Below are 21644 nucleotides of genomic sequence, written 5' to 3'. Positions count from 1 at the left end.
ATGGAATTAAATGAACTGTGGTTCCTTTTAGTTGCTGTACTTTTCATCGGCTTTTTCTTCTTGGAAGGGTTTGATTTTGGAGTTGGAATGTCGACTCGTTTTGTAGCTCGAAATGATATGGAGCGTCGTGTTTTAATCAATACGATCGGTCCTTTCTGGGATGCGAATGAGGTTTGGTTGCTGACGGCTGGGGGCGCGATTTTTGCGGCGTTTCCGAACTGGTATGCGACAATGTTTAGTGGTTATTATATTCCACTTGTCTTCTTCTTGCTGGCGCTCATCGGCCGTGGTGTTTCGTTTGAATTCCGCGGGAAACATGATACAAAAGCTTGGGTGAAAACGTGGGATTGGGTTATTTTTATCGGTAGTGTTTTGCCGCCGTTCTTACTTGGCGTCTTGTTCTCGTCACTTGTTGCGGGGATGCCGATTAATAGTGAAATGAATATGAATGCAGGATTCTTTGATTACATTACGCCGTTCTCGCTTATGGGCGGATTGACGGTTACATTAATCTGTTATTTCCACGGATTGCTGTTTATCACGCTTCGTACGCATGACGACATTCGTGAACGTGCGAATCGGATTGCAAAACGGATGTGGTTCGTAACGGTTCCTGTACTTGCGATTTTTGTAGTGATGGCGTTCTTCTATACAGATATTTTCCAAGCTCGTCCAGTCTTATTGCCAATCATTATCGGCGCGACTGTTGTTTTCTACGTAATCTCTGCGATTGCTCTTTGGAAAGGTCGCGAAGGTTGGGCATTTGCCTTTAGTGGACTTGGAATTGTTGGAACGATCGGCGCGATTTTTGCGGGATTATTCCCACGTGTCATGATTAGTTCGACAAGTTCGCTATATGATTTAACGATTCATAATGCAGCATCCGGCGATTATTCGCTGAAAGTAATGACAATCGTGGCTCTGACGCTTTTGCCGTTCGTACTAGGTTATCAAATCTGGAGCTATTATGTGTTCCGCAAGCGTGTATCCAGTAAGGAGAAAATGACGTACTAATGGGTAGAGATTTATTAAAATACCAAGGTATAAAACCGATCCTTGCAATGCTAGCCGTCCTGACAATTGTTCAGGGCGCGGCTATCATCGCGATGGCAAGATATTTAGCAACTGCGATTACAACGTTATTTCACGGGGAACCGTGGGGGAACGCGCTGTTCGATTTAGGCCTCTTTGCGGGGGCTTATCTCGTACGGCATTTTTTGAATGTATGGAAACGCAAAATAGTCTATGATTATGCTGCAAAAACAGGGACGAAGATGCGCCAGGAACTGCTTTCAAAATTGTTTCTACTTGGGCCGCGCTATACAAGTGCGGAAGGGACAGGGAAAGTCGTGACGATGGTGATGGAAGGCGTCGCTGATTTTCGACGCTATTTGGAGCTCTTTTTGCCGAAATTGATGAATATGTCTATTATTCCTGTGATGATTTTAATCTACGTATTTATAGAAGATGGGACGTCGGGCACGATTTTGATTTTGACGTTGCCGATTTTGATTCTATTTTTGATTATGATTGGGCTGGCAACGAAGAAACAGGCGGATCGCCAGTTTGAGACGCATCGTGTGTTGTCGAATCATTTTGTGGACTCGCTAAAGGGACTTGAAACGCTGAAATATTTGGGGATTAGTCGCTCGCATGAGGGGAATATTGCGAAGGTGAGTGAGGATTACCGGAAGGCAACGATGGGGACTTTGCGAATGGCGTTCTTGTCTTCGTTTGCGCTGGACTTCTTTACGATGCTTTCGGTTGCGACGGTGGCGGTGTTTCTAGGGCTAGGTTTGATTGAAATGACGATGAATTTGCCGATCGCGCTCGGGATACTTATTTTAGCACCGGAGTACTTTTTGCCGGTTCGTGAGGTTGGCTCGGATTATCACGCGACGCTAGACGGTCAAGAGGCGGGACGTGTGATTCAGGAGATTATTAATAAGGACGTGACGGAGGTTGCGGCGGATCAGAAGTTGGAGTTCGACGCGAATACGTCGTTTACTTTGCAAAATGTGACGGTGCAACATCAGGCGGACTCGCCGACTTCGCTTGACGCGGCGAATTTTACGGTTTCGGGTTTTGAAAAGATCGGGATTATTGGTGCAACGGGGGCTGGGAAGTCAACGATGATCGATGTGCTGAGTGGCTTTTTGGAACCGACGGCGGGTGAATTTATTTGGAACGACACTGAACGTGTGCAGTTGCGTGATGCGGCTTGGCAGAGTCAGGTGACGTATATTCCGCAGCACCCGTACCTTTTTCATGAAACGGTGCGCGAGAATATTCGTTTTTATGCACCGGATAGTACGGACGCGGCAGTGGAGCAGGCGGCGAATGAGGCTGGGTTGCGCGATTTAGTGGCGGAGCTTGATGCGGGTTATGATACGCTTGTTGGTGAGGCTGGGCGTGTGCTTAGTGGTGGTCAGGAGCAGCGGATTGCAATTGCGCGGGCTTTTCTTAGTGATCGCCGAATTGTGTTGATGGATGAACCGACGGCGCATTTGGATATTGAGACGGAGTATGAGTTGAAGCAGCCGATGCTTGATTTATTTGAGAACCGTCTTGTCTTTTTTGCGACGCATCGTTTGCATTGGATGCTTGAAATGGACCGGATTATTGTGCTGGATCATGGTGCGATTGTGGAAGTTGGCACGCACGAAGAATTGATCGCGAAAAATGGCTTTTATGCGAAATTAATCAAAGCCCAATTGGAGGAGATCTGATGATAAAAAGTAGCTGGATTGGGCCGTATATCAAACAAAATCGGATGCTTTTCCTCTGGGTTATTTTGCTCGGGTTGTTGACGGTATTTTCAACGGGAGCGTTAATGTTTACATCGGGATATTTGATCTCGACAGCGGCAACGATTCCGGAGACAATTTTACTTATTTATGTGCCGATCGTTGGTGTGCGGGCATTCGGAATCATGCGTGCGGTATCGCGTTACGTCGAACGTCTGGCGAGTCATTCGCTCGTTTTGCGGATTTTGGCGAAAATGCGTGTGCGTTTGTACCGTATTATTGAACCGCAAGCTTTGTTGATGCGTTCGCGTTACCGGACGGGGGATATTTTGGGGCTTCTTTCGGATGATATCGAGCATTTGCAAAATTACTATTTGACGACGCTACTTCCGAACATTGTGGCAATGGTTTTATATGGTGGGATTGTGATTTCACTTGGCGTCTTTTCGATTCCGTTTGCGATTCTATTTTTCGCTTATATCGCGCTGCTCGTTCTTGTGATGCCTTGGGTGTCGCTACTTTATGCGCGTGGAAAAAATGCGTACATGAAGCAGGAACGGAATAAGTTGTATCAAAAATTCACCGATGCTGTGTTTGGTATCAGTGACTGGATGTTCAGTGGTCGTGAAAAAAGCTTTATCGCGGATTATGAGGCGGATGAGAAATTGATGCTGGCGGCTGAAACGAAACAGGCGCGTTTTGCGACATTGCGCGACTTTATTGGGCAACTGATCATCGGAGTTATGGTGCTGTCGATGGTGTATTGGACAAACGAGCAAGTCGTGGATGGCGTTTTTGAACCGACGTTTATCGCGGCGTTTGTGTTAGCGATTTTAGCTTTATCGGAGAGCTTTATTCCGGTGAGTAATGCGGTCAGTGATGGCTCGCTTTACAAGGATTCGATTGCGCGTTTGGAAGAGATTGAGGACGCGGAACTTCTGACTTGGGAAGAGGAAGGCGCGCTTGAAAAAGTGGCGATCGATACGCAAAATGTAACTTTACGTACGGAAAAACTGACTTTTGGTTACACAGATGTGAAACCTGTTTTGCGAGATTTGGATTTTGAGTTGAAGCAAGGCGAGAAAATCGCAATTTTAGGCCGAAGTGGTACTGGGAAATCGACATTTTTGAAATTAGTGCAAGGGGCTTTGGCGCCAACATCAGGCTCGGTTACGTTAAACGGGGACGATGTGGCGAAACTTCGACCGCAAATCGCGGACATGATTTCGATGCTGAATCAGAAGGCACATTTGTTTAATACGACGGTTTTGAACAATATTCGAATGGGAAATCAGGATGCAACGGATGAAGAAGTCGCAGAGGTCGCGAAACAAGTGAAGTTGCACGACTTTATTATGAGCATGCCGGATGGATATCATACGCAGATGACGGAGATGGGCGCGCGCTTTTCTGGTGGTGAACGTCAACGGATTGCACTAGCTCGGATTTTGTTACAAGATACGCCGATTGTAGTGCTAGATGAGCCAACTGTGGGACTTGATCCGATTACTGAGAAGGAACTACTGGGAACTATTTTTGAGACGCTGCAAGGGAAGTCGCTCGTTTGGGTGACGCATCATCTTGTTGGTGTGGAGAAAATGGATCGGGTATTATTCTTAGAGAACGGGGAAATCATCATGGAGGGAACACATCAGGAATTGTTGCATCAGGAAGAACGTTATCGTCACTTGTATGAGTTGGATCGTCCAATTAAGCTGTGACTAACGTAATGAAAGGTAATATTTATCACACTGAAAAAGACCTGTTTTGTCACATTTTAGACACAAACAGGCCTTTTTTTGTAGCATAATAATGTTTTGTATGTTAAAGTTTTAGATGTAGTGAAGTTTTATACATAGTTACTTTTGATAGGTAACGGTATGCTTGAATATGAAGATTGAAAATTCTGCTTTTTAATTTCGAGTTAGAGTACTCGTTTTTATACTTACATCTTGGTGTAACTCGCATTTGGTTTGCTCATCTAAGAACAGAGATGAAGGCGCTTGTGGGGACCCTAAATTCATCAGGTCAAGGCACGAACCATTTATGTGCAATTTTGATAGAAAAGGGGAAAAAGAGATGAAGAAGGCAGTTATTTTTGTTGTTTTATTTATGTTGGTTGGGTTTAATTTGGTGTCGGCGATTCCAGTGAGTTCGGCGAATGTGGAACGGGATTTTATTCAGGATGTGGCAGTGAAAAATAGCCAGGGGTCGCAGGAACTTGAAAATGCGCCGCCTGTGGAAGTGTTGTATAATTGGGATTCTGGTGCGGATGGAATGGCAGCGGGGACGGTAATTGGGATTGATATTCCGCGGGAACTGGGTCTTGCTGATCAAACGGTGAATTTGTTGGGTGATGATGAAAGCGTTTACGGGAATGTGACTTTGGATAGTGAGAAGTTGCACGGAGAATTGGAGATTACGAAGGATATTCCGGCTAACTTGACGGGAGGATTTAGTTTTCAGGCGGGGTTAGCGGCGGATGATGCTGTGCTTGCTTTTGACATGGGAAATACGGTGAAGCAGGTCGCGGTGAAATCGGTGGAAAAGGGATTGAAAAGTGCTATTACTGCGCCGATTTTGACGGATGTAGCTTTGACGGACAGTTCTGGGAACGTGTTCACGGAGGAAAACCGGCCGTCTGTTGATTCGGCGGCGCATTTGGCGTTTGAATGGGCTTTGCCAGACGCGTTGAACGTGAAAAATGGGGATACGTATACGTTTAAGCTGCCGGATATTTTCAAATTATACTCGGTGGTGAATGGAACGCTGGGCGATTATGGGACGTTTGTTGCGGGGACGGATGGGACGGTAACGATGACGTTTAATGAAAATGTGGAGACGGATTCTGGCGTCACGGGCACGTTGCAGTTTAATACGCGATTTGATGGGGCTAAGGAGAATACGCTAGCGGAGCAGAAGATTGTGTTCCCAGTTGCGGAGTCACAGAGTTTTGAGGTGCATTTTGTTCCAACTGGTGGCGAGAAGGTGATGTCAAAGTCGGGGACGGTGGATCAGGCGTATGGGCCGAGTCAGATTGACTGGAAGGTACGTGTGAATGAGAAGCAGGATGTGTTGCGGGACGCGGTTTTGAAGGATGCTATTCCGACGGGGCTGAGGTTGGATACGGAGAGTATTGCGGTTTATAAACTGGATGTATTTACGAATGGGGACGTGAAAGTTGGCGGATTGGCTGACAAATCGGAGTATACTATTTCGAAAAATCAGAATAATGAGCTGGAAATTACGTTTGTAGATGGTTCGACTGGGAGTTATGAGGTTCGCTATACGACGCTGATTGAGGATGCGAGTAAGAAGCAGTTTGTGAATACGGCGGAGTTTGTGACATCGGGGAAACCGACGAGCGCGACGGGGACTGTGACGGTGGAACGCGGGGAACATTTGGCGAAGCAGGGTGTTTTTGATGCGAAAACTGGACGGGTGATGTGGACGGTTGGCTTTAATTTTGATAATGCGGATGTAGCGCAAGCAGACGCGGTGCTGCATGATTTGTTTGACGCGACACATCGATTAGTGGACGGCTCGGTCGTTGTGCGGCATGTGAGCGTGGATGGGAATGGTGCGGTGTCGCAGGGTGATGTGCTGGCGGCGACGGATTATTCGGTGATTCCGCAGTCGAGCGCGACGCAAAATGGGTTTGATTTGCATTTTACAGACGGGGTGAAAACGGCGTATCAGGTGACGTATGAGACGGAGCTTGTGGACACGGATGCGGATGTAAGTAGTGTTGTGAATCGTGTTGGGACGGCTGATTCTCCTGAGAAAACGGCGACGGTGAGTACAGCGACGCAAAATATTACGAAACGCTTGGTTGACGCGGATTATCATGCGAAGACGATGAAGTGGGAGCAGCGAATTAATGAGCATAATTATGCGTTAGATAATGCGGTTATTCGGGATAGTTTTGCTTCGGGGGGCTTGGAACTCCTTGATGATACGCTGAAATTGGTGGATCGTGATAATGGAAATGCTGTGCTGGTCGTTGGTGAGGATTATACATGGACGGCGGATGGCGACGGTTTTACGATCACACTTTTGAATAGTTATGCAAAACAGATGACTCATGAGCTTGTGTTGACGTACGATACGAGTTTCCAGCTGGGTGATGCGACGGTTTTCAAAAATGATACGCGTTTAGAATGGAGTAGCACTGGCGGTGGAACGAAGACAAGTACGGATTCCGTGACGACCTATCCGGATTATTATACGCAAAAAAATGGTTTTAAACTTGGAAACTATGATGCGCAAAAAAAAGAAATAACGTGGAAAATCGGCTTTAATTATAATTTGTTAACGATTGCAGAGCCAATTTTGAAGGATGTGATTCCGAGTAATCAGAAGTTAGTAGCGGACTCGGTTGAAGTGCATAAAATGGAGCTGGGCAAGGAGGCGTATAATTATTCAGATGGTGGCGTTGTAAATCCGAGTGAATATACGCTTGATACGAATGATAATACAGTGACGATTACGTTCAAAAATGGTATTTCGGAAGGATATTATGCGACGTTTAAGACTAGTTTGGACGGAAAGTTGGTGTCTTCGTATTATTTGAACGAGGCGACGCTTTCGGATGGGACTAAGTCTGTGGCTGATTTGGATGGTTTTGTCTTGATACCAAATGGGGGCAGTTATGTTGGTAAAACGGGGACGCAAGATGGGGAGAATATTCATTGGAATGCGACGGTGAATGCAGGGCAGTCCACTATATCGAACGCGAAAATCACGGATACGCCGAGCTCGAATCAAGTTTTGCTCCCGGATACGATCAAGGTTTATGGTACGGTAATGGAATCTAGTGGTTATTTTGCGAAAGGTGCGCAGTTAGTTGAGGGCGAGGATTACGCGCTTACGATGCATAGTGACGCCGAAACTGGGAAGCAATCGTTTGAGATTGCGTTTAGTGACACGATTTCGACGGCTTATATGGTTCAGTATGACACATTTATTGACGCGGGGGATGATGAGATTGTCAAAAATGGGATCGGGCTGACTGGTGATAATCTCACGACAGAGCCTACGCAAACTGCGACCGAAGTGAAAGTCCGGTTTTCTGATGGTTCGGGCGGTGCAACGGGTGAGCGCGGGGCTTTGACGCTTCACAAAGCAGACGGTAACTCAAAACGAGCGCTGGCAGGGGCGGAATTCGGCCTGTACAATAAGGACGGTAGTGTGTTGCTTCGAACGGCAACGTCTGATGCAGCTGGTGAAATTTTATTCGGTTCTTTGCGCTACGGGGATTATACGGTGAAAGAGCTGAATGCACCATCTGGTTACTTCAAATCGGCGAGCTCGGAGGCTGGTATTGCAGTGACAGTGAACTCGAAAAATCAGGATTTGACCGTTGAAAATGAAGCTTTTGTTGGCGAGGCAAAACTGACCAAATTTGAAAAAGGAACGACGGAACGCTTGGCGGATGCTACGTTTAGCTTGATGAAGGGTGCGGAGGTCATTCAAACCGATTTAAAAACAGATGAAAATGGCGAAATCGTTGTGCGTGATTTAGAACCAGGAGATTATAGTTTTGTGGAAACAGCTGCGCCACAAGGCTATAAAATAAACGCGGAGCCGCAAGACTTCACGATTGGCGAGAAGCAGAAAGCGCCGGTGAATGTGACTGTGGAGGACGAAGTGATTTTAGGAACGTTGCTTATCACGAAGCAGGATCATACGACAAAAATGCCGTTGTCGGGTGCGATATTTGACTTGCAGGATAGTGATGGAAATACTGTGAAATCAGGGGTTATTAGTGATTTTGAAGGAAAGATAGAGATGGCAAATTTGCCGTTGGGGAACTATAAGCTTGTGGAAACGCAGGCGCCGACGGATTATGTGCGTGGGGATACCGTAATTCCGATTACCATTTCCAAGGCTACAAGCGAGCGAAATCTTTACTACGAAACGGTGGATAATGAGTTGGCAAAAGGTGGCGTCATTTTGACTAAAACGGATAGCGTGAATGCACAGAAACATTTAGCGGGCGCCATTTTTGATTTGAAGGATGTGGATGGGAACGCGATACAAACAAATTTGACGACGGATAAAAATGGCGTGCTTGTGATAGCGGACTTGGAGCCAGGAGATTATTATTTTGTGGAAACAGCTGCGCCACAAGGTTACAAATTAGATGCCACGCCGCTTCCTTTTTCGATCGTGAAATCGCAGCAGGAATTTGTGAATGTCGCGGTGAGCAATGAAATTTTGGCGGGACCAGAGGAATTACCAACGCCGAACGTGCCAGGGGATGAAGTGGAGCCGCCAAGTGGAGAGGCACCGCAAGAAGAAATTCCTCGTGGAGAAACACCGCAAGAAGTTGTAACGCCAAATGGTGGATCGCCGCAGAAAGTGGTTGGGAATCCAGTGGTAACACCGGTTGGTAGTCAAGCGTTACCAACGATTAAAGCGGTAAAACCTGAGGCAACTCAAAGTTTACCAACAACAGGTGACACGCAAAATGAAACGCTGATTTGGCTCGGCTGGGGACTTATATTAATGAGTGGAATCTATTTAAGTAGACGCCAAAAATAAGATTATATACTCTCATGCACTGCAGGTTTATTCTTGTGATGCGTGAGAGTTTTTTGATGTGTCTAAAAAGAAAGGCTTTACATTTCCGCATTGCTTTTATATAATAAAGGTACTTAATTAAGTATTTTAAATAAATCGTGAGCTGGTGAAATTGATGGAAAATAAGCATGTCGTAAAAGAGGCGAATTTGAATAAAGTAAGAGCTGTTTTATTTAAATATGGATCGGCGACAAAAGCGAAATTAGCAAGTGAATCGGATATAAGTACGGTCACGGTCAATGGACTTGTCAAAGAACTTGTGGAGGCTGGAGAGTTTATCGGTGGAGAATTAATTCATCCCAAGATCGGCCGGCCATCTGTGCACTATCATTTTAATTATGATTTTGAGCATTATCTCTTAATTTCTATTCAAGAAACGGCCGGGAAATTGCATATTGTTGCGCAAGTTGTGAATATGCAAGGTAACGTAAAAATAACGCGAGACGTCCTTATGGAAGTCGTTGATATCAGCAGGGTTATCGACGTTGTTACAGAAGTATTGGATCAAAAAATAGCTATCTCAAATATTGCAATTTCGATTCCAGGTAAAAAAATCGGCTCCCAAATTGCGGTTAGTTGGCGCGATGAGCTCAATGGTTGGGATTTAGAAACAGAAATCGGAGAGCGGTTCGGGATTCCCGTCCATGTCGAAAATGACGCGAATCTTGCAACGGTCGGATATTGCAGAGAAATGGATGTTCCTAATCGGGACTATGTTGTTGGCATCTATTATTTGCCGATGAGCATGCCTGGCGCCAGTCTTTTCTACAATAATCATCTTTTTAGAGGACAGGAAGGTTTGGCTGGTGAAATTCGTTATTTGCCGCAGTTTATTGGGCAGGGATTACCTAATTCGTTTGAGGAATCGGCGCGAAATTTGATAGATATTATTTGTATTTACAACAGCCTGCTCGCACCGCACACGTTTGTGATTCATATGGAAGGTTTGAGTAAGTCTGATCTGGAAACATTGATTTTAGAAAATGGCATTTTGGAGCAACAGCCAAATAAACCGAACATTTATTGCGGGGACTCGTTTGATAAGGATGTTATGGCGGGGCTGCAGTGGCTAGCGATGTCGAATGTAGCGTTTATTGATCTTAAATAAGAAGGAGTTGAGCGCGATGAGGGATTTGCTGAGTGTAAAAAAACAACAATTTCGGCGGCAATTTCGAGTGAAATGGTGGTTTTCGACGAATAGTTTGTACTTGTTTGCGCTGAATCGGGATATCGATTACTTTGCGATTGTTCCGATTCGGCGAATTTTAGCGACTTGTGAGGTAGAGGGCGTTGATACTGTGGGTTTTGCGGATGCGGGTTTTAAGTACAGCATTATAAATAAGGATTTAGTAGAAAAATTACGAAATATGGGGGTAGGAGCATGATTAAATTAGTGATTACGGATATGGATGGAACGTTTTTGAACAGTAAGGGAGATTTCAATCGCGAGCTTTATCGTGAGGTGAAACAGTTGATGTTAGACAAAAATGTGGCTTTCGCGCCATGTACTGGCAAGCAATGTGATCGTGTGGAGCAGATTTTTGGCCCAGAGGATAGTCGCGATTTATGGATTTTAGGAGATAGTGCATCCCGAATTAAGCGTAATGGTGAATTTGTTTATGAGTCGCTTATTAAAAATGAGATGGGGCTTGCGATTATTGCAAAACTAGAAGCGATTCGTTTGGATTATGTGATTATTGCATGTACGTCGGCGGGCGCGATTGTGAAGGATACGATCGATGAGGCTATATTTAATAAAATGAAAAATTCGTATTCGGAGTTGCGCAAAGTTGCGGATTTTAACGATATTGACCTTGATTTTGTTAAAATTACCGTTTATGATGCAAAAGAGGATTGTTTTAACACGCGTGATCAGTTGGCGGAGTTTTTCGATAAGGCGCATATTGTCGCTTCGGAGGCGGCTTGGATCGATATTACGGATGTGGGCGTTCACAAAGGAACAACGGTGGCGCGACTTCAGGAAATACTGGGTGTGACGCATGACGAGACGATGGTATTTGGTGATGGTCTGAACGATTTGGAGCTCATGGAGGCTGGATTGTATAGTTTTGCGATGCGAAATGGTTTTCAAGAGACGAAGGATGCGGCGAATTATATTGTGAGATCGAATGACGAGGACGGCGTACTGCAAACAATCAAGCAGATTTTAGCGTTACAATAAATGGAGATGAAAAAGGAGTTTTTATGGAGAAAAAGTGGTATTATGCGATTTTAGTTATTTTTACGACGTGTGGATTTAGCTTTTCGAGTTGGATTTCGCGAACGCCAGAGTTGCGGGATGCCTTGCATGCGTCGACGGGAACGATGGGAATTATTTTACTCGGATTGTCGATGGGGTCGATTTTAGGGCTCGTGCTTTCGAATATATTTGTCCGAGCGCGTGGCGGGCGATTCGCGATTATAACGAGTGCGTTTTTTATGTTCAGTGGTTTCATCGCGCTTTCGGCAGGGGCGCTGATCGCTAGCCAAATCATGGTTTTCGCAGCGCTGTTCATTTTTGGAATGGGCGCTGGGATGTGTAATGTGGCGATGAATTTAGAAGGAACCGAGATTGAATATCGGATCAAAAAGACCATTTTGCCAGTGTTGCACGCGATGTTCAGTATTGGAACGCTTGCGGGAGCTGGAGTCGGGGTTCTTTTCATCAAGTTCGGGTTATCGGTTAGTCTGCATTTGACGATTGTCGCGTGTTTGTTGTTTGCGACGTTGCTGATTGCGACGCGCTATGTACCGGCGGGGATCGGCAAAGATTCGGTGGCGGATAAGAAAGCGAGCAAGGAAGATACTGCCGCAGACAAGCGATTGTGGTTGAATAAGCGGACTGTGGCGCTTGCGATTATGGCGTTATGCCTCGCGTTTGTTGAAGGATCTGCGAACGATTGGATTCCGCTTGCGATGGTCGATGGCTACAATGTTTCGCACAGTTTTAGTACGGTTATTTATGGCGTGTTCTTGACAGGAATGATTAGCGGACGCCTTGTGAGTGGCAAGTTAATCGACACGTATGGCCGGGTTTTACTGCTGCGTATCGCGGTGGCTTTGGCTGCTATCGGCCTGCTTCTAGTCATCCTGAAAATTTCGGTTGTAGTGTGTGTTACCGCGATTTTCTTATGGGGACTCGGCGCTTCGCTCGGTTTCCCAATGACGATTTCGGCGGCTGGGGACGAGAGCCAGTATGCGGTGAGGCGAGTGAGTTTGGTGACGCTGGCAGGTTACGGAGCATCGCTTGCAGGACCTCCGTTACTTGGATTTCTAGCGAACTATTTTGGTCTGCTGAACGCGTTTATTTTCGTGCTTATCGCGATTTGTGTGGCTGGCTTGTTTACGAGTAATGTTGCGAAAATCCGGCAAACTTCATAATGAAAAAACCGTATCCTAATTTCGTGCTGGATACGGTTTTTGAATGTATTATAAATATTTTTGATGAAATTCTAAATGTTCCTCGATAAAACTCGCGATGAAATAATAGCTGTGATCGTAGCCATCTTGCATGCGTAGCGCCAATGGATAACCTTGCTCATCCGCAATCTCAGCCAATTTCGCTGGCTGCAATTGTCCATCATAGAACGAATCCCCAGTTCCCTGATCAATCAAAATCGGCGTCTGCGTACGGCCGTCATATTCCACCAACAGCTTCGTCGCATCCCATTCCGACCAAGTTTCCCGATCCGCGCCCAAATACGCATCAAACGCTTTCAATCCCCACGGAACCTCCATCGGATTCACAATCGGCGCAAAAGCCGAAATTGAGCAGAAGCGTCCTGAATTGCGCAAACCAATAACCAGCGCGCCATGTCCACCCATCGAATGCCCCATAATCGACTCGGGTCCTGTTAATCCGAACTCGTCCCGCGCAATCGCCGTAAGCTCCGTCACGATATAATCATACATCTTGTAGTTCCGCGCCCAAGGTTCCTCCGTCGCGTTCACATAAAACCCAGCCCCCTGACCCAAATCCCAATCCGCGCTATCCGCAACACCATCCCCGCGAGGACTCGTATCCGGCATCAACATCGCCACACCCAGTTCCGCGGCCTTTTTCTGCGCGCCCGCCTTATGCGTAAAATTATCATCCGTACACGTCAAGCCTGACAGCCACCAAACGAGCGGCGGTGTCTCAAATTCCTCCTTGTTCGGCAAAAACAAGCTAAACGTCATGTCGCAACCAAGAACCGTCGAATAATGCCGATACTTCAACTGAACACCGTCAAAACTCCGATGTTCCTCCAGCAATTCCAGTTTTTCAGTCATACGAAAGCACCGTCCGAATCGATTTACCGTTATGCAACAAGTCAAACGCCTCATTAATGCTCGCAAATGGCAAAGTATGCGTAATAAACGGGTCCAACTGAATCTCGCCCTGCATCGCTTGCTCCACCATGCCCGGCAACTCACTACGCCCCTTCACGCCGCCAAAAGCAGACCCGCGCCACACGCGACCCGTCACAAGTTGGAATGGACGCGTACTAATCTCTTTTCCAGCCGCCGCAACGCCGATAATCACGCTCTCGCCCCAACCTTTATGACAACATTCCAGCGCTGAACGCATCACATCGGTATTCCCGATACACTCAAAACTAAAGTCCACGCCACCATTCGTCATCTCAACAATCACTTCTTGAATCGGCCGCGTATGATCTTTCGGATTCACAAAGTCCGTCGCGCCCATCTCTTTTGCCAGCGTAAATTTATCCGGGTTCGTATCAATCGCGATAATCCGACCAGCCTTAGCCTGCACCGCGCCTTGAATTACGGCCAAACCAATCGCGCCAAGTCCAAACACCGCCACCGTATCGCCGGCTTGAACTTTCGCTGTATTGTGAACCGCGCCAATTCCAGTCGTTACGCCACAACCTAGCAAACACGCTTTTTCAAGCGGCGCCTCCGGGTTAATTTTTGCAAGCGAAATCTCTGGGATAACGGTGTATTCGCTAAACGTGCTCGTGCCCATGTAATGGTAAATCGGCTCACCGTTGTAAGAAAAACGCGTCGTCCCGTCCGGCATAAGCCCCTTACCTTGCGTCTCGCGGACCGCCTGACAAAGATTCGTTTTACCAGACGTACAGTATTCACACTCGCCACATTCGGCTGTATAAAGCGGAATCACATGATCGCCAACCGCCACACTTGTCACTCCTTCGCCAATCTCGATGACAATACCGCCACCCTCATGCCCTAAAACGGCTGGGAAAACGCCTTCAGGATCATCACCAGAAAGCGTATAAGCATCCGTATGACAAACCGCCGTATCTGTAATTTGAACTAAAACTTCCCCTTTTTTCGGAGCCTCTACGTCAATTTCAACGATTTCAAGAGGTTTTCCAGGCGCAAAGGCCACTGCTGCACGTGATTTCATATATAACTTCCTTTCGACATTGCTATTTTTAGCATACAGATTAAGTATACTACAAGGCGTGGCGGGATAACAAAGATGTGGTTCGCTAGGATGTTGTTAAAACAATCACAAAAATGTCAAATTTAAATGAAATCTAGCAAGTATTATTATAGTTTCGGGATTTTGAATAATGAAATAAATGGTAGCATAGTAAGTAAGAAGCAATTTTGCTTCGAAGTAATAAATTTGAAACAAAATTTTAGGGAAAAGAGGGAACAAGAATGAAGAATCGTAAAATCAGAACGATCTTTATGTCTATTTTGTTGCTTGCGGTAGTTACAATTGCGACTACAATGGGGATAAAAGCAGAAGCAGCAAAAATGGAGAAAAAACTATACACGCTGGAGAATCCGACGTGGCTGAGAAATCAGGGGTTTACGAAGGGATTGGATCACGATAAACAAGGGTTAGGCGTGGTACTACCGAAAAACGAGACGATTGAGATTCGCCAAGTCAACACGAATTTCAAAGGGAACGTCACATTAGAACTATTAAATGAAGATCGGTTAGAGGAGAGTGCCACAACAATCGGCAGCTCGTGGGTAACAGTAACAGCTACCACTGACTCGGTGCCATTTGTCAGGACAACATACACGTCAGATCCGAATCCGCCAATCGTCGAATACAAAGTGAGCGATGCGGCTCCGGCATTGCCAACATTTAATCAAGGCGATAACGAGGCAGACTTTTTCAAAAAATGGGACGAAACGAACGCGAGTTTTGGTTTAATCGGCAATAAATACATCCAAATTCTAGTGCCAAAAGGAGACAAGCCGTACCTCAAAAAAATGAGAGACTTCACTTCCATCGATGCGTTACTAGCCTATTATGACAGTGTATTCGAAACTTACAACGAGCTCGCAGGCATATCTTTTACGCCACAAAAAGCGACAGATAAAAACATCGCGAATCGTTATTTTGCAAAAGCAGATAAAAACGGCTACGGCTTGGGATCTTACGGGCAGTATCACACCTCGGACACAAGCGCATCAGTCATTGATTTTTGGTTAACAAAAGGTTGGGGTGGGCTTCATGAAATTGGGCATGGCTACCAAGGTACGTTCATGAACGATGAAACCTTTACGACAGGAGAAGTTTGGAATAACATTTACGCCAACACCATGCAAAAAAAGGCGAATGGGGCAGATTACTATAACGGCTGGCTTTATAATGGCAATATAGCCGCAGTAGAAGCCGCTTTTAATAAACAAGTCTACGTGAACAAAACACCGGCAAACGATTGGAATGTGCACGATAAACTGTATCTTCTGACGCTCATCAAAGACAAGGCAGGAGACAAAGCGTTCCAACATTTCAACCAATCACATCGTACGGCGGTAAATGCGAAAACGCTAGAGGAGAAGCCACGATTCCTAGATTTACTGAATAAATATTTTGGCGAATCGAGTCATTATAACTTCGCAGCCTACTTAGAATTAGTACAAGGTTCGATGTCTCTAAACGGAAAAACAGAAGCGCTCTACTCTGAAAACAAAGCTGTTTATCCATTAGCATCACTCTTTTCCGGTGACAATTTGGCAAAAGCGAGAAAAGACATTGCTTTGGACACCAAATGGGGCTTAGTAAGTAACGCTCAACTGGAAAAATACAAGGTCACAACCACGATGAATATCCAATTGGCCATCGATGATTTCGCGGAAATAAAAGGGAAGGTATTAAAAATCAAGGACGGCGCGGACGTTGTGCGGGAAGTGAAGATTACAACGCCAACCGTGACGCTTAAAAATATGCCAATCGGAATCTATTCTTTAGACATCCCGACTGGAATCACGCGCTCATACGAACCATCAACGAATTATTTGGCTGTATCAGACGCTAGTAATAGCACGACTATCACAATGAACGAGCTACAAACATCAGACATCGCAACACAACAACTGGTTTTTAAAGGCCTAAGTGATAACGTTTTTGCTACAGCATCCGTGGATCCTGAAAAAGGAAATCTGACTTTTGCTGTTACGAAAGCAGATCCACATTTTTATTTTGCAGGCGAATATGTCGCTATCGAAGTAGTCAATGAACTAGGGCAGTCTGTTTTCAAGCGGAGTATAAACGGTGCTAAGACCGAAACTGGGAAAACTCAAATCGCGATTAAACCAGGCTACACAATCAAAGTGATGCACCCAGAGCCAAATCGGTTTGGTATTACCGGAGCACCAGCTAAGCTCACAAACACCTCGCAAAATCAGGTTTTCAAAGTAACGAAATACGGTCTAACAAGTGATGTGACAGGCGTTACAGCACAAGATGCACTAGCAAATTACAAAACGAAATTAGTCACTTTCGCAGCAACAATCAACGACAACGCCATATATAAAAACGAAGACTATATTATCCTAAAAAGCATGTTGAAAAAAGGTATCGCTTACCTGCCAGATACAGACAGCGATAAAGCGGCCTATCAAAAGAAATACGCAGACCTGCTGACACCTAAAAATGAGAACACATCAAATCTATTGAGCGGTGAGCAGTTCCAATTCCAATTGAAGGGCCATAGCGACAGGGAATTTGCTAATATGCGTATCAATCTAGACACAAATAAAGCAACGATTACCCAAAACGCCGGCGAACCTCATTGGTATTTCCTAGACGCATATGCTTCCATCAAAATCAACAAAGCAAACGGGAAAGAAATTTTCAAGAAAGATTTCGTGGGGCGGGGTTCAGTTCCAGCAACGCAAGACAACGTAACCATCGCGGTCGGTGATTTTATAACGGTAACGCACCAAGAATTCGATATACGCCTTTTCTTGAAGAATGAAGAAACGGGAGAAACTTACAGCACGTATAAAACAGCAACATATCTTGTGACGGCGGACGGACTTAAAAAAGTAGACACATCGGAAATCCCGACACCAACGAAAGATCCAAATGAACTAGACGGTCAAAAGTTCCAAGTCGATTTCAAAGGATACAGTGACCGACTTTTCGCAACGATGGCGTTAGATTTACAAAAAGAACAAGCAACCATCACGCAACATGCTGGGCAAGTACATTGGGTCTTCCCAGACGCGTATGCCTCCATCAAGATTTACAATACGCGCGGCAAACAAGTATATGCGAAAGACTTTATCGGGCAGGATGTTGCACCAAGTTCTCTAGATAATGTCAGTATCAGTGAAGGATATTATGTCACGGTTACGCATAAAGAACCTATGCTGAGATTGGCAATCACAAATCCCGATACAAAAGAAGCCTTTGCAGTTAGCGTGAAGGCGACATATAAAGTAACGCCATACGGATTACTAAAAGTAGATGAAAACAGTATTCCAGCGCAAAGTGTAGCCGATCTTGTAGGGAAAAACTTCGCGTATAAATTTCTAGGTTATGCCGATGTAAACTTCGCTAATTTAGCGGTAAATCTTGATACGATGGAACTAACATTCTCGCAAAATAGCGGACAAGCCCATATCTATGTTGACAAAACAAAGCCGTACGCGACGGTAGAAGTAAGAGACGATGATGGTCGTGTGGTTTATAAATATGACGTGTTCGGCAGTGAGAATGTAGCGGCTTTCAAGAAAAACATCAAGCTAGAAACAGGATATTATTTGATTATCACGCATTTAGAGGCCAATGTGAACCGTTTGAAATTGAGTGTAGGCACTGCGGATCAAGGAACTCTGCCAAGTCAGAACGTGTATGAAATTGTGGATAATGGATTAGCTAAGAAGACATTGTCCGATATACCGAAAACGAATTGAGGTTTTAAATAGGATAGGAATGGCGGAGAGCGGAGATGCTTTCCGCCTTTTCCATGTGACAAAATCGTAACGTAGATGTAACCTGGCTAGAGGGAAAAGAATGGGACAATAAGGTATAATTAAATAAAAAAGGAACGAAGGCGGAAACGTTGAAAACAATAACTTGGCGAACAAAAATAGGTTTTCGTTTTACAATCAGCGGTATACTTTTATTCGCACTATTTTTAGTAGGAACGACATTTTACTATAGTGGTTCAGATATGTTTCTATTATTTTATAGGATTGGTGTTGGCGCATGTGTAGCATTGTTTTTGATCGGTTATATTAGTAGCTTTTTAGGTATTATTTCGAAACAGGAGAAGCGTTCAACGGGAATGATTGTGCTGTTTGTAATCGCGTCGCTGATTGTTTTCTGGGTAGGCAGTGTGCTGTATCTAGGATCGACTGGTTTCTATGACTGAATGTGAAGCGGGATTCGAGGGCTAAATCTTGACTCCGCCTTTTTTATCGTTATAATTGGGGACAAATGAGGAAAAATTGAGGGTGACGTGGATGGGAAATGTGGTTTATGTAATGGGTGTCGATATTGGGACGACGAGCACGAAAGCGGTGATTTTTGATGCGAGTGGGGAGCTGGTGGCGCGGGAATCGCGAGGCTATCCATTGGTGACGGACGACTCAGGGATGGCGGAGCAGGAGCCGCGCGTGATTCTGGATGCGGTTGTGGACGCGATTCGGGCTGTGGTTGAGACGGCGGGCGTGGACGCAGAAGCTTTGCGAGCGATTTCGTTTAGCGCAGCGATGCATAGTTTGATTGCGGTGGACGCGGACGGCGAACCTTTGACGAACTGCATCACATGGGCGGATCAGCGCAGCGGCGAGGCTTTGGAACGCCGAAAACGCGATTTTTACTTGCAACAAGTGTATGAAAAAACAGGAACACCGATTCATCCGATGAGCCCTTTTGCCAAACTCTGCTGGTTGCACGATGATTTTCCAGACGTGGTGGCACGGGCGCATCAGTACATCGGGATCAAAAGTTATGTTTTGCACGCGCTGTTTGGCGAATATGTCATTGACGAGGCATCAGCTTCTGCGTCAGGACTCTACAACATGTTGACCCATGACTGGGAGCCGCTCGCGCTTGAAATTACGCAAATCACCGCATCACAATTACCAAAAGTGGTCGCAGAATCGCACTTCTTACAGAGTATCCTACCAGTATGGAAAGAAAAACTCGGCATCATCGCGGAAAATACGATTTTCGTCGTTGGAAGCAGTGATGGCGCGCTTGCCAATGTCGGCATAGGCTCCGTCGGCGAACACGATGTCACGCTCACCGTTGGAACAAGTGGCGCCGTTCGCAAACTCACAAAAACATACCACGTCGACGATTGGCAACGAACCTTTTGCTACGGCGTCGCGAACGGCTACTTCGTACAAGGTGGCGCAGTAAACAATGGCGGTGCCGTCCTCGCCTGGGGATTAGAACAATTCGGCACAGACGCCGAGCGCGCAGCAAACGATTTCACCGGATTCATCAATAGCATCACCCAAACACCACCCGGCGCAAACGGCCTCCTTTTCCAACCCTATTTACTAGGAGAACGCGCGCCCTATTGGACCGACCAAATCCGCGGCAGCTTCGTCGGACTCACCATTAACCACAAACGCGCCCACTTCATCCGAGCCATGTTAGAAGGCATCGCGTTTAATTTAGCACACGTTTACGAAGTGATGAGCGACCCACACGATAAAATTCACGTCACTGGCGGCCTCTCCCAACATCCCGTATGGTGTCAACTCGTCGCCGATGTTTTCGACCGCGAAGTCATCGTGCCCCACACAATCGAAGGCTCAAGTCTAGGCGCCGCAATCATTGCCCTGCATACATTAAAAATTTTGCCAACACTCGAACTCCCGAAAAAAATACCACCAAGGCGCATTTATCAACCAAATCCTGAGAACGTCGCGATTTACAAAGAACTCCAACCGATTTTCCAACAAATCACGACCCAGCTAATGGGAAGTTACGAGCGCCTAATTGACTGGCAAAAAAGCCAAGTAAATGGTAAGATAGAAACAAATAACAGATAAAGCGCGCATCGGAGGCAAAAAAAACGTGGGGTGATTCGAATGAACCGCAAATTAGTATGGACGCTAATCATTTTAGTGGGAATTTGTCTTTTAGGGACATTGATTGCAGTATTAGCAAACTTATTTTATTTCAGCGCATAAAAAACTGGCCTCGGCCAGTTTTTTTGATTCCCAATTTTATTTTACGAATATCGATTTCCATGATATAATGGTGTTGGAAAAAGATATGCATGACGGCACCAAAAGCGAACCCCCAATCTCATGCAGGAGATTGGGGGTTCTTTTGGTCGGATTACCGTCTACTTTTTTGTTTTTTCTTCTTGCTTCGCATCTCCAACCAATAATTGAAGGTAGCAAGGACGCATCCAACAATGATGGGAGCAAGAATTGTAGAAAAGATATACATGATAACACCTCCTTCCTCCAGATGTAACACTCGTCTGGGGGTAGACGGCTTATCAACTATAGCATGGAAACATAGTGTGTTTTCTCGCGTTGAACACAAATTAAAAATCACTGAAAAACAAAATTGTGTACCTCCAATCGAAGTTAAATTTTGAGAATACCGATAATCATGGTAATATAAGTAATGTATTGGTTTGTCGAAAATAATACTTAATTAAAGAGGGGAAACACGTCGATGAAAAATAAAATAGCGTTATTTCTAATGGCAGTTTTGGTTGTATTTTCACCTGTTTCAGCAGGAATTACAGGCGTTTCAAGCATCCAAGCAGAGGCCGCAGTTAAGAACCCAGTCAAAGTATCACTAAGCACAACGACACCAAAACAACGCACGAATGTAACTCTTAATGTATCAGGTGTGCCTAAAAACACAGCCTACACAGGTACAATTTTTTACAAATCGAAAAAAACCTACATCTCTGGTAAAGTTGGCACCGCTAAAAAATTCAACATCAGTACAGCAACAAAAGGCTATAAAGTCAAAGTAGAAATCGTTGTAAAACACAATAAACAAACGTACAAATCATACGCATACTTCACACCGCGGTGATCTGAATAACAAGCCAATATAGATAAAAGCATCACTTGTTAACTCTCTTACTTGAGAAGATA

15 protein-coding genes are annotated in these 21644 nt (G+C 45.3%); 12 read left to right on the top strand and 3 right to left on the bottom strand.

Annotated features, from left to right (window positions below; translation table 11 throughout):
- The 8 genes from cydB (at window position 1) to UE46_RS15000 (ending at window position 12713) form a co-directional block, all read left to right on the top strand.
- Window positions 1-1014: a cytochrome d ubiquinol oxidase subunit II gene (gene cydB, locus UE46_RS15035; protein WP_036060709.1), complete on the top strand. Its 1014-nt coding sequence runs from the start codon at window positions 1-3 to the stop codon at window positions 1012-1014.
- Window positions 1014-2729 (top strand): thiol reductant ABC exporter subunit CydD, encoded by a 1716-nt coding sequence (gene cydD, locus UE46_RS15030; protein ID WP_036060708.1) that lies wholly within the window; start codon window positions 1014-1016, stop codon window positions 2727-2729. Before cydB ends, cydD begins: the two co-directional genes overlap by 1 nt.
- Complete coding sequence (gene cydC / locus UE46_RS15025) at window positions 2729-4468, top strand: thiol reductant ABC exporter subunit CydC (RefSeq protein ID WP_036060706.1); 1740 nt, start codon at window positions 2729-2731, stop codon at window positions 4466-4468. The genes cydD and cydC overlap by 1 nt, the downstream gene beginning before the upstream one ends.
- 358 nt (window positions 4469-4826) lie before the next feature.
- On the top strand, window positions 4827-9293 hold the full coding sequence (locus UE46_RS15020) for an LPXTG cell wall anchor domain-containing protein (protein ID WP_036060705.1): 4467 nt from the start codon (window positions 4827-4829) through the stop codon (window positions 9291-9293).
- Window positions 9294-9447: 154 nt separating this feature from the next.
- On the top strand, window positions 9448-10440 hold the full coding sequence (locus UE46_RS15015; RefSeq protein ID WP_036060703.1) for an ROK family protein: 993 nt from the start codon (window positions 9448-9450) through the stop codon (window positions 10438-10440).
- A 16-nt stretch (window positions 10441-10456) separates the two neighbouring features.
- Complete coding sequence (locus tag UE46_RS15010; protein ID WP_036060702.1) at window positions 10457-10717, top strand: hypothetical protein; 261 nt, start codon at window positions 10457-10459, stop codon at window positions 10715-10717.
- The gene (locus tag UE46_RS15005; RefSeq protein WP_036060700.1) at window positions 10714-11514 is read left to right on the top strand and encodes an HAD-IIB family hydrolase; all 801 of its coding nucleotides are present in this window, start codon (window positions 10714-10716) and stop codon (window positions 11512-11514) included. Before UE46_RS15010 ends, UE46_RS15005 begins: the two co-directional genes overlap by 4 nt.
- 23 nt (window positions 11515-11537) lie before the next feature.
- Window positions 11538-12713, top strand: coding sequence for an MFS transporter (locus tag UE46_RS15000; RefSeq protein WP_118907740.1), 1176 nt, complete (start codon window positions 11538-11540; stop codon window positions 12711-12713).
- Window positions 12714-12761: 48 nt separating this feature from the next.
- On the opposite strand, the gene fghA is transcribed toward UE46_RS15000, so the two are convergent.
- Together fghA and UE46_RS14990 are read right to left on the bottom strand one after the other, a co-directional pair.
- On the bottom strand, window positions 12762-13604 hold the full coding sequence (gene fghA, locus UE46_RS14995; RefSeq protein ID WP_036060698.1) for an S-formylglutathione hydrolase: 843 nt from the start codon (window positions 13602-13604) through the stop codon (window positions 12762-12764).
- Window positions 13597-14709, bottom strand: coding sequence for an S-(hydroxymethyl)glutathione dehydrogenase/class III alcohol dehydrogenase (locus UE46_RS14990; RefSeq protein WP_036060697.1), 1113 nt, complete (start codon window positions 14707-14709; stop codon window positions 13597-13599). The genes fghA and UE46_RS14990 overlap by 8 nt, the downstream gene beginning before the upstream one ends.
- 260 nt (window positions 14710-14969) lie before the next feature.
- On the opposite strand from UE46_RS14990, the gene UE46_RS14985 reads away from it, so the two are divergent.
- The 3 genes from UE46_RS14985 to UE46_RS14975 all read left to right on the top strand — a co-directional run bounded on the left by UE46_RS14985 (window position 14970) and on the right by UE46_RS14975 (window position 20570).
- Window positions 14970-18473, top strand: coding sequence for a putative mucin/carbohydrate-binding domain-containing protein (locus tag UE46_RS14985; RefSeq protein WP_118907739.1), 3504 nt, complete (start codon window positions 14970-14972; stop codon window positions 18471-18473).
- Between the two features lie 149 nt (window positions 18474-18622).
- Entirely contained in the window at window positions 18623-18934 is a 312-nt protein-coding gene (locus tag UE46_RS14980; protein WP_036060692.1) for a hypothetical protein, read from the top strand.
- A 91-nt stretch (window positions 18935-19025) separates the two neighbouring features.
- A complete protein-coding gene (locus UE46_RS14975; protein WP_051492905.1) occupies window positions 19026-20570 on the top strand; it encodes a gluconokinase in 1545 nt (514 codons plus the stop codon).
- A gap of 292 nt (window positions 20571-20862) precedes the next feature.
- Here the strand turns inward: UE46_RS14975 and UE46_RS14970 are convergent, their stop codons facing one another.
- Window positions 20863-20976, bottom strand: a complete 114-nt coding sequence (locus UE46_RS14970) for a type I toxin-antitoxin system Fst family toxin (RefSeq protein WP_221638573.1) — start codon at window positions 20974-20976, stop codon at window positions 20863-20865.
- 234 nt (window positions 20977-21210) lie between these two features.
- Here UE46_RS14970 and UE46_RS14965 point away from each other — a divergent pair, with 234 nt between their 5' ends.
- The gene (locus UE46_RS14965; protein WP_036060690.1) at window positions 21211-21582 is read left to right on the top strand and encodes a hypothetical protein; all 372 of its coding nucleotides are present in this window, start codon (window positions 21211-21213) and stop codon (window positions 21580-21582) included.
- Window positions 21583-21644: the final 62 nt, after the last annotated feature.

Source organism: Listeria weihenstephanensis (assembly GCF_003534205.1).
In the GTDB taxonomy this organism is placed as follows: Bacteria; Bacillota; Bacilli; order Lactobacillales; family Listeriaceae; genus Listeria_A; species Listeria_A weihenstephanensis.
This window is presented reverse-complemented; position numbering and strand designations above follow the sequence as displayed.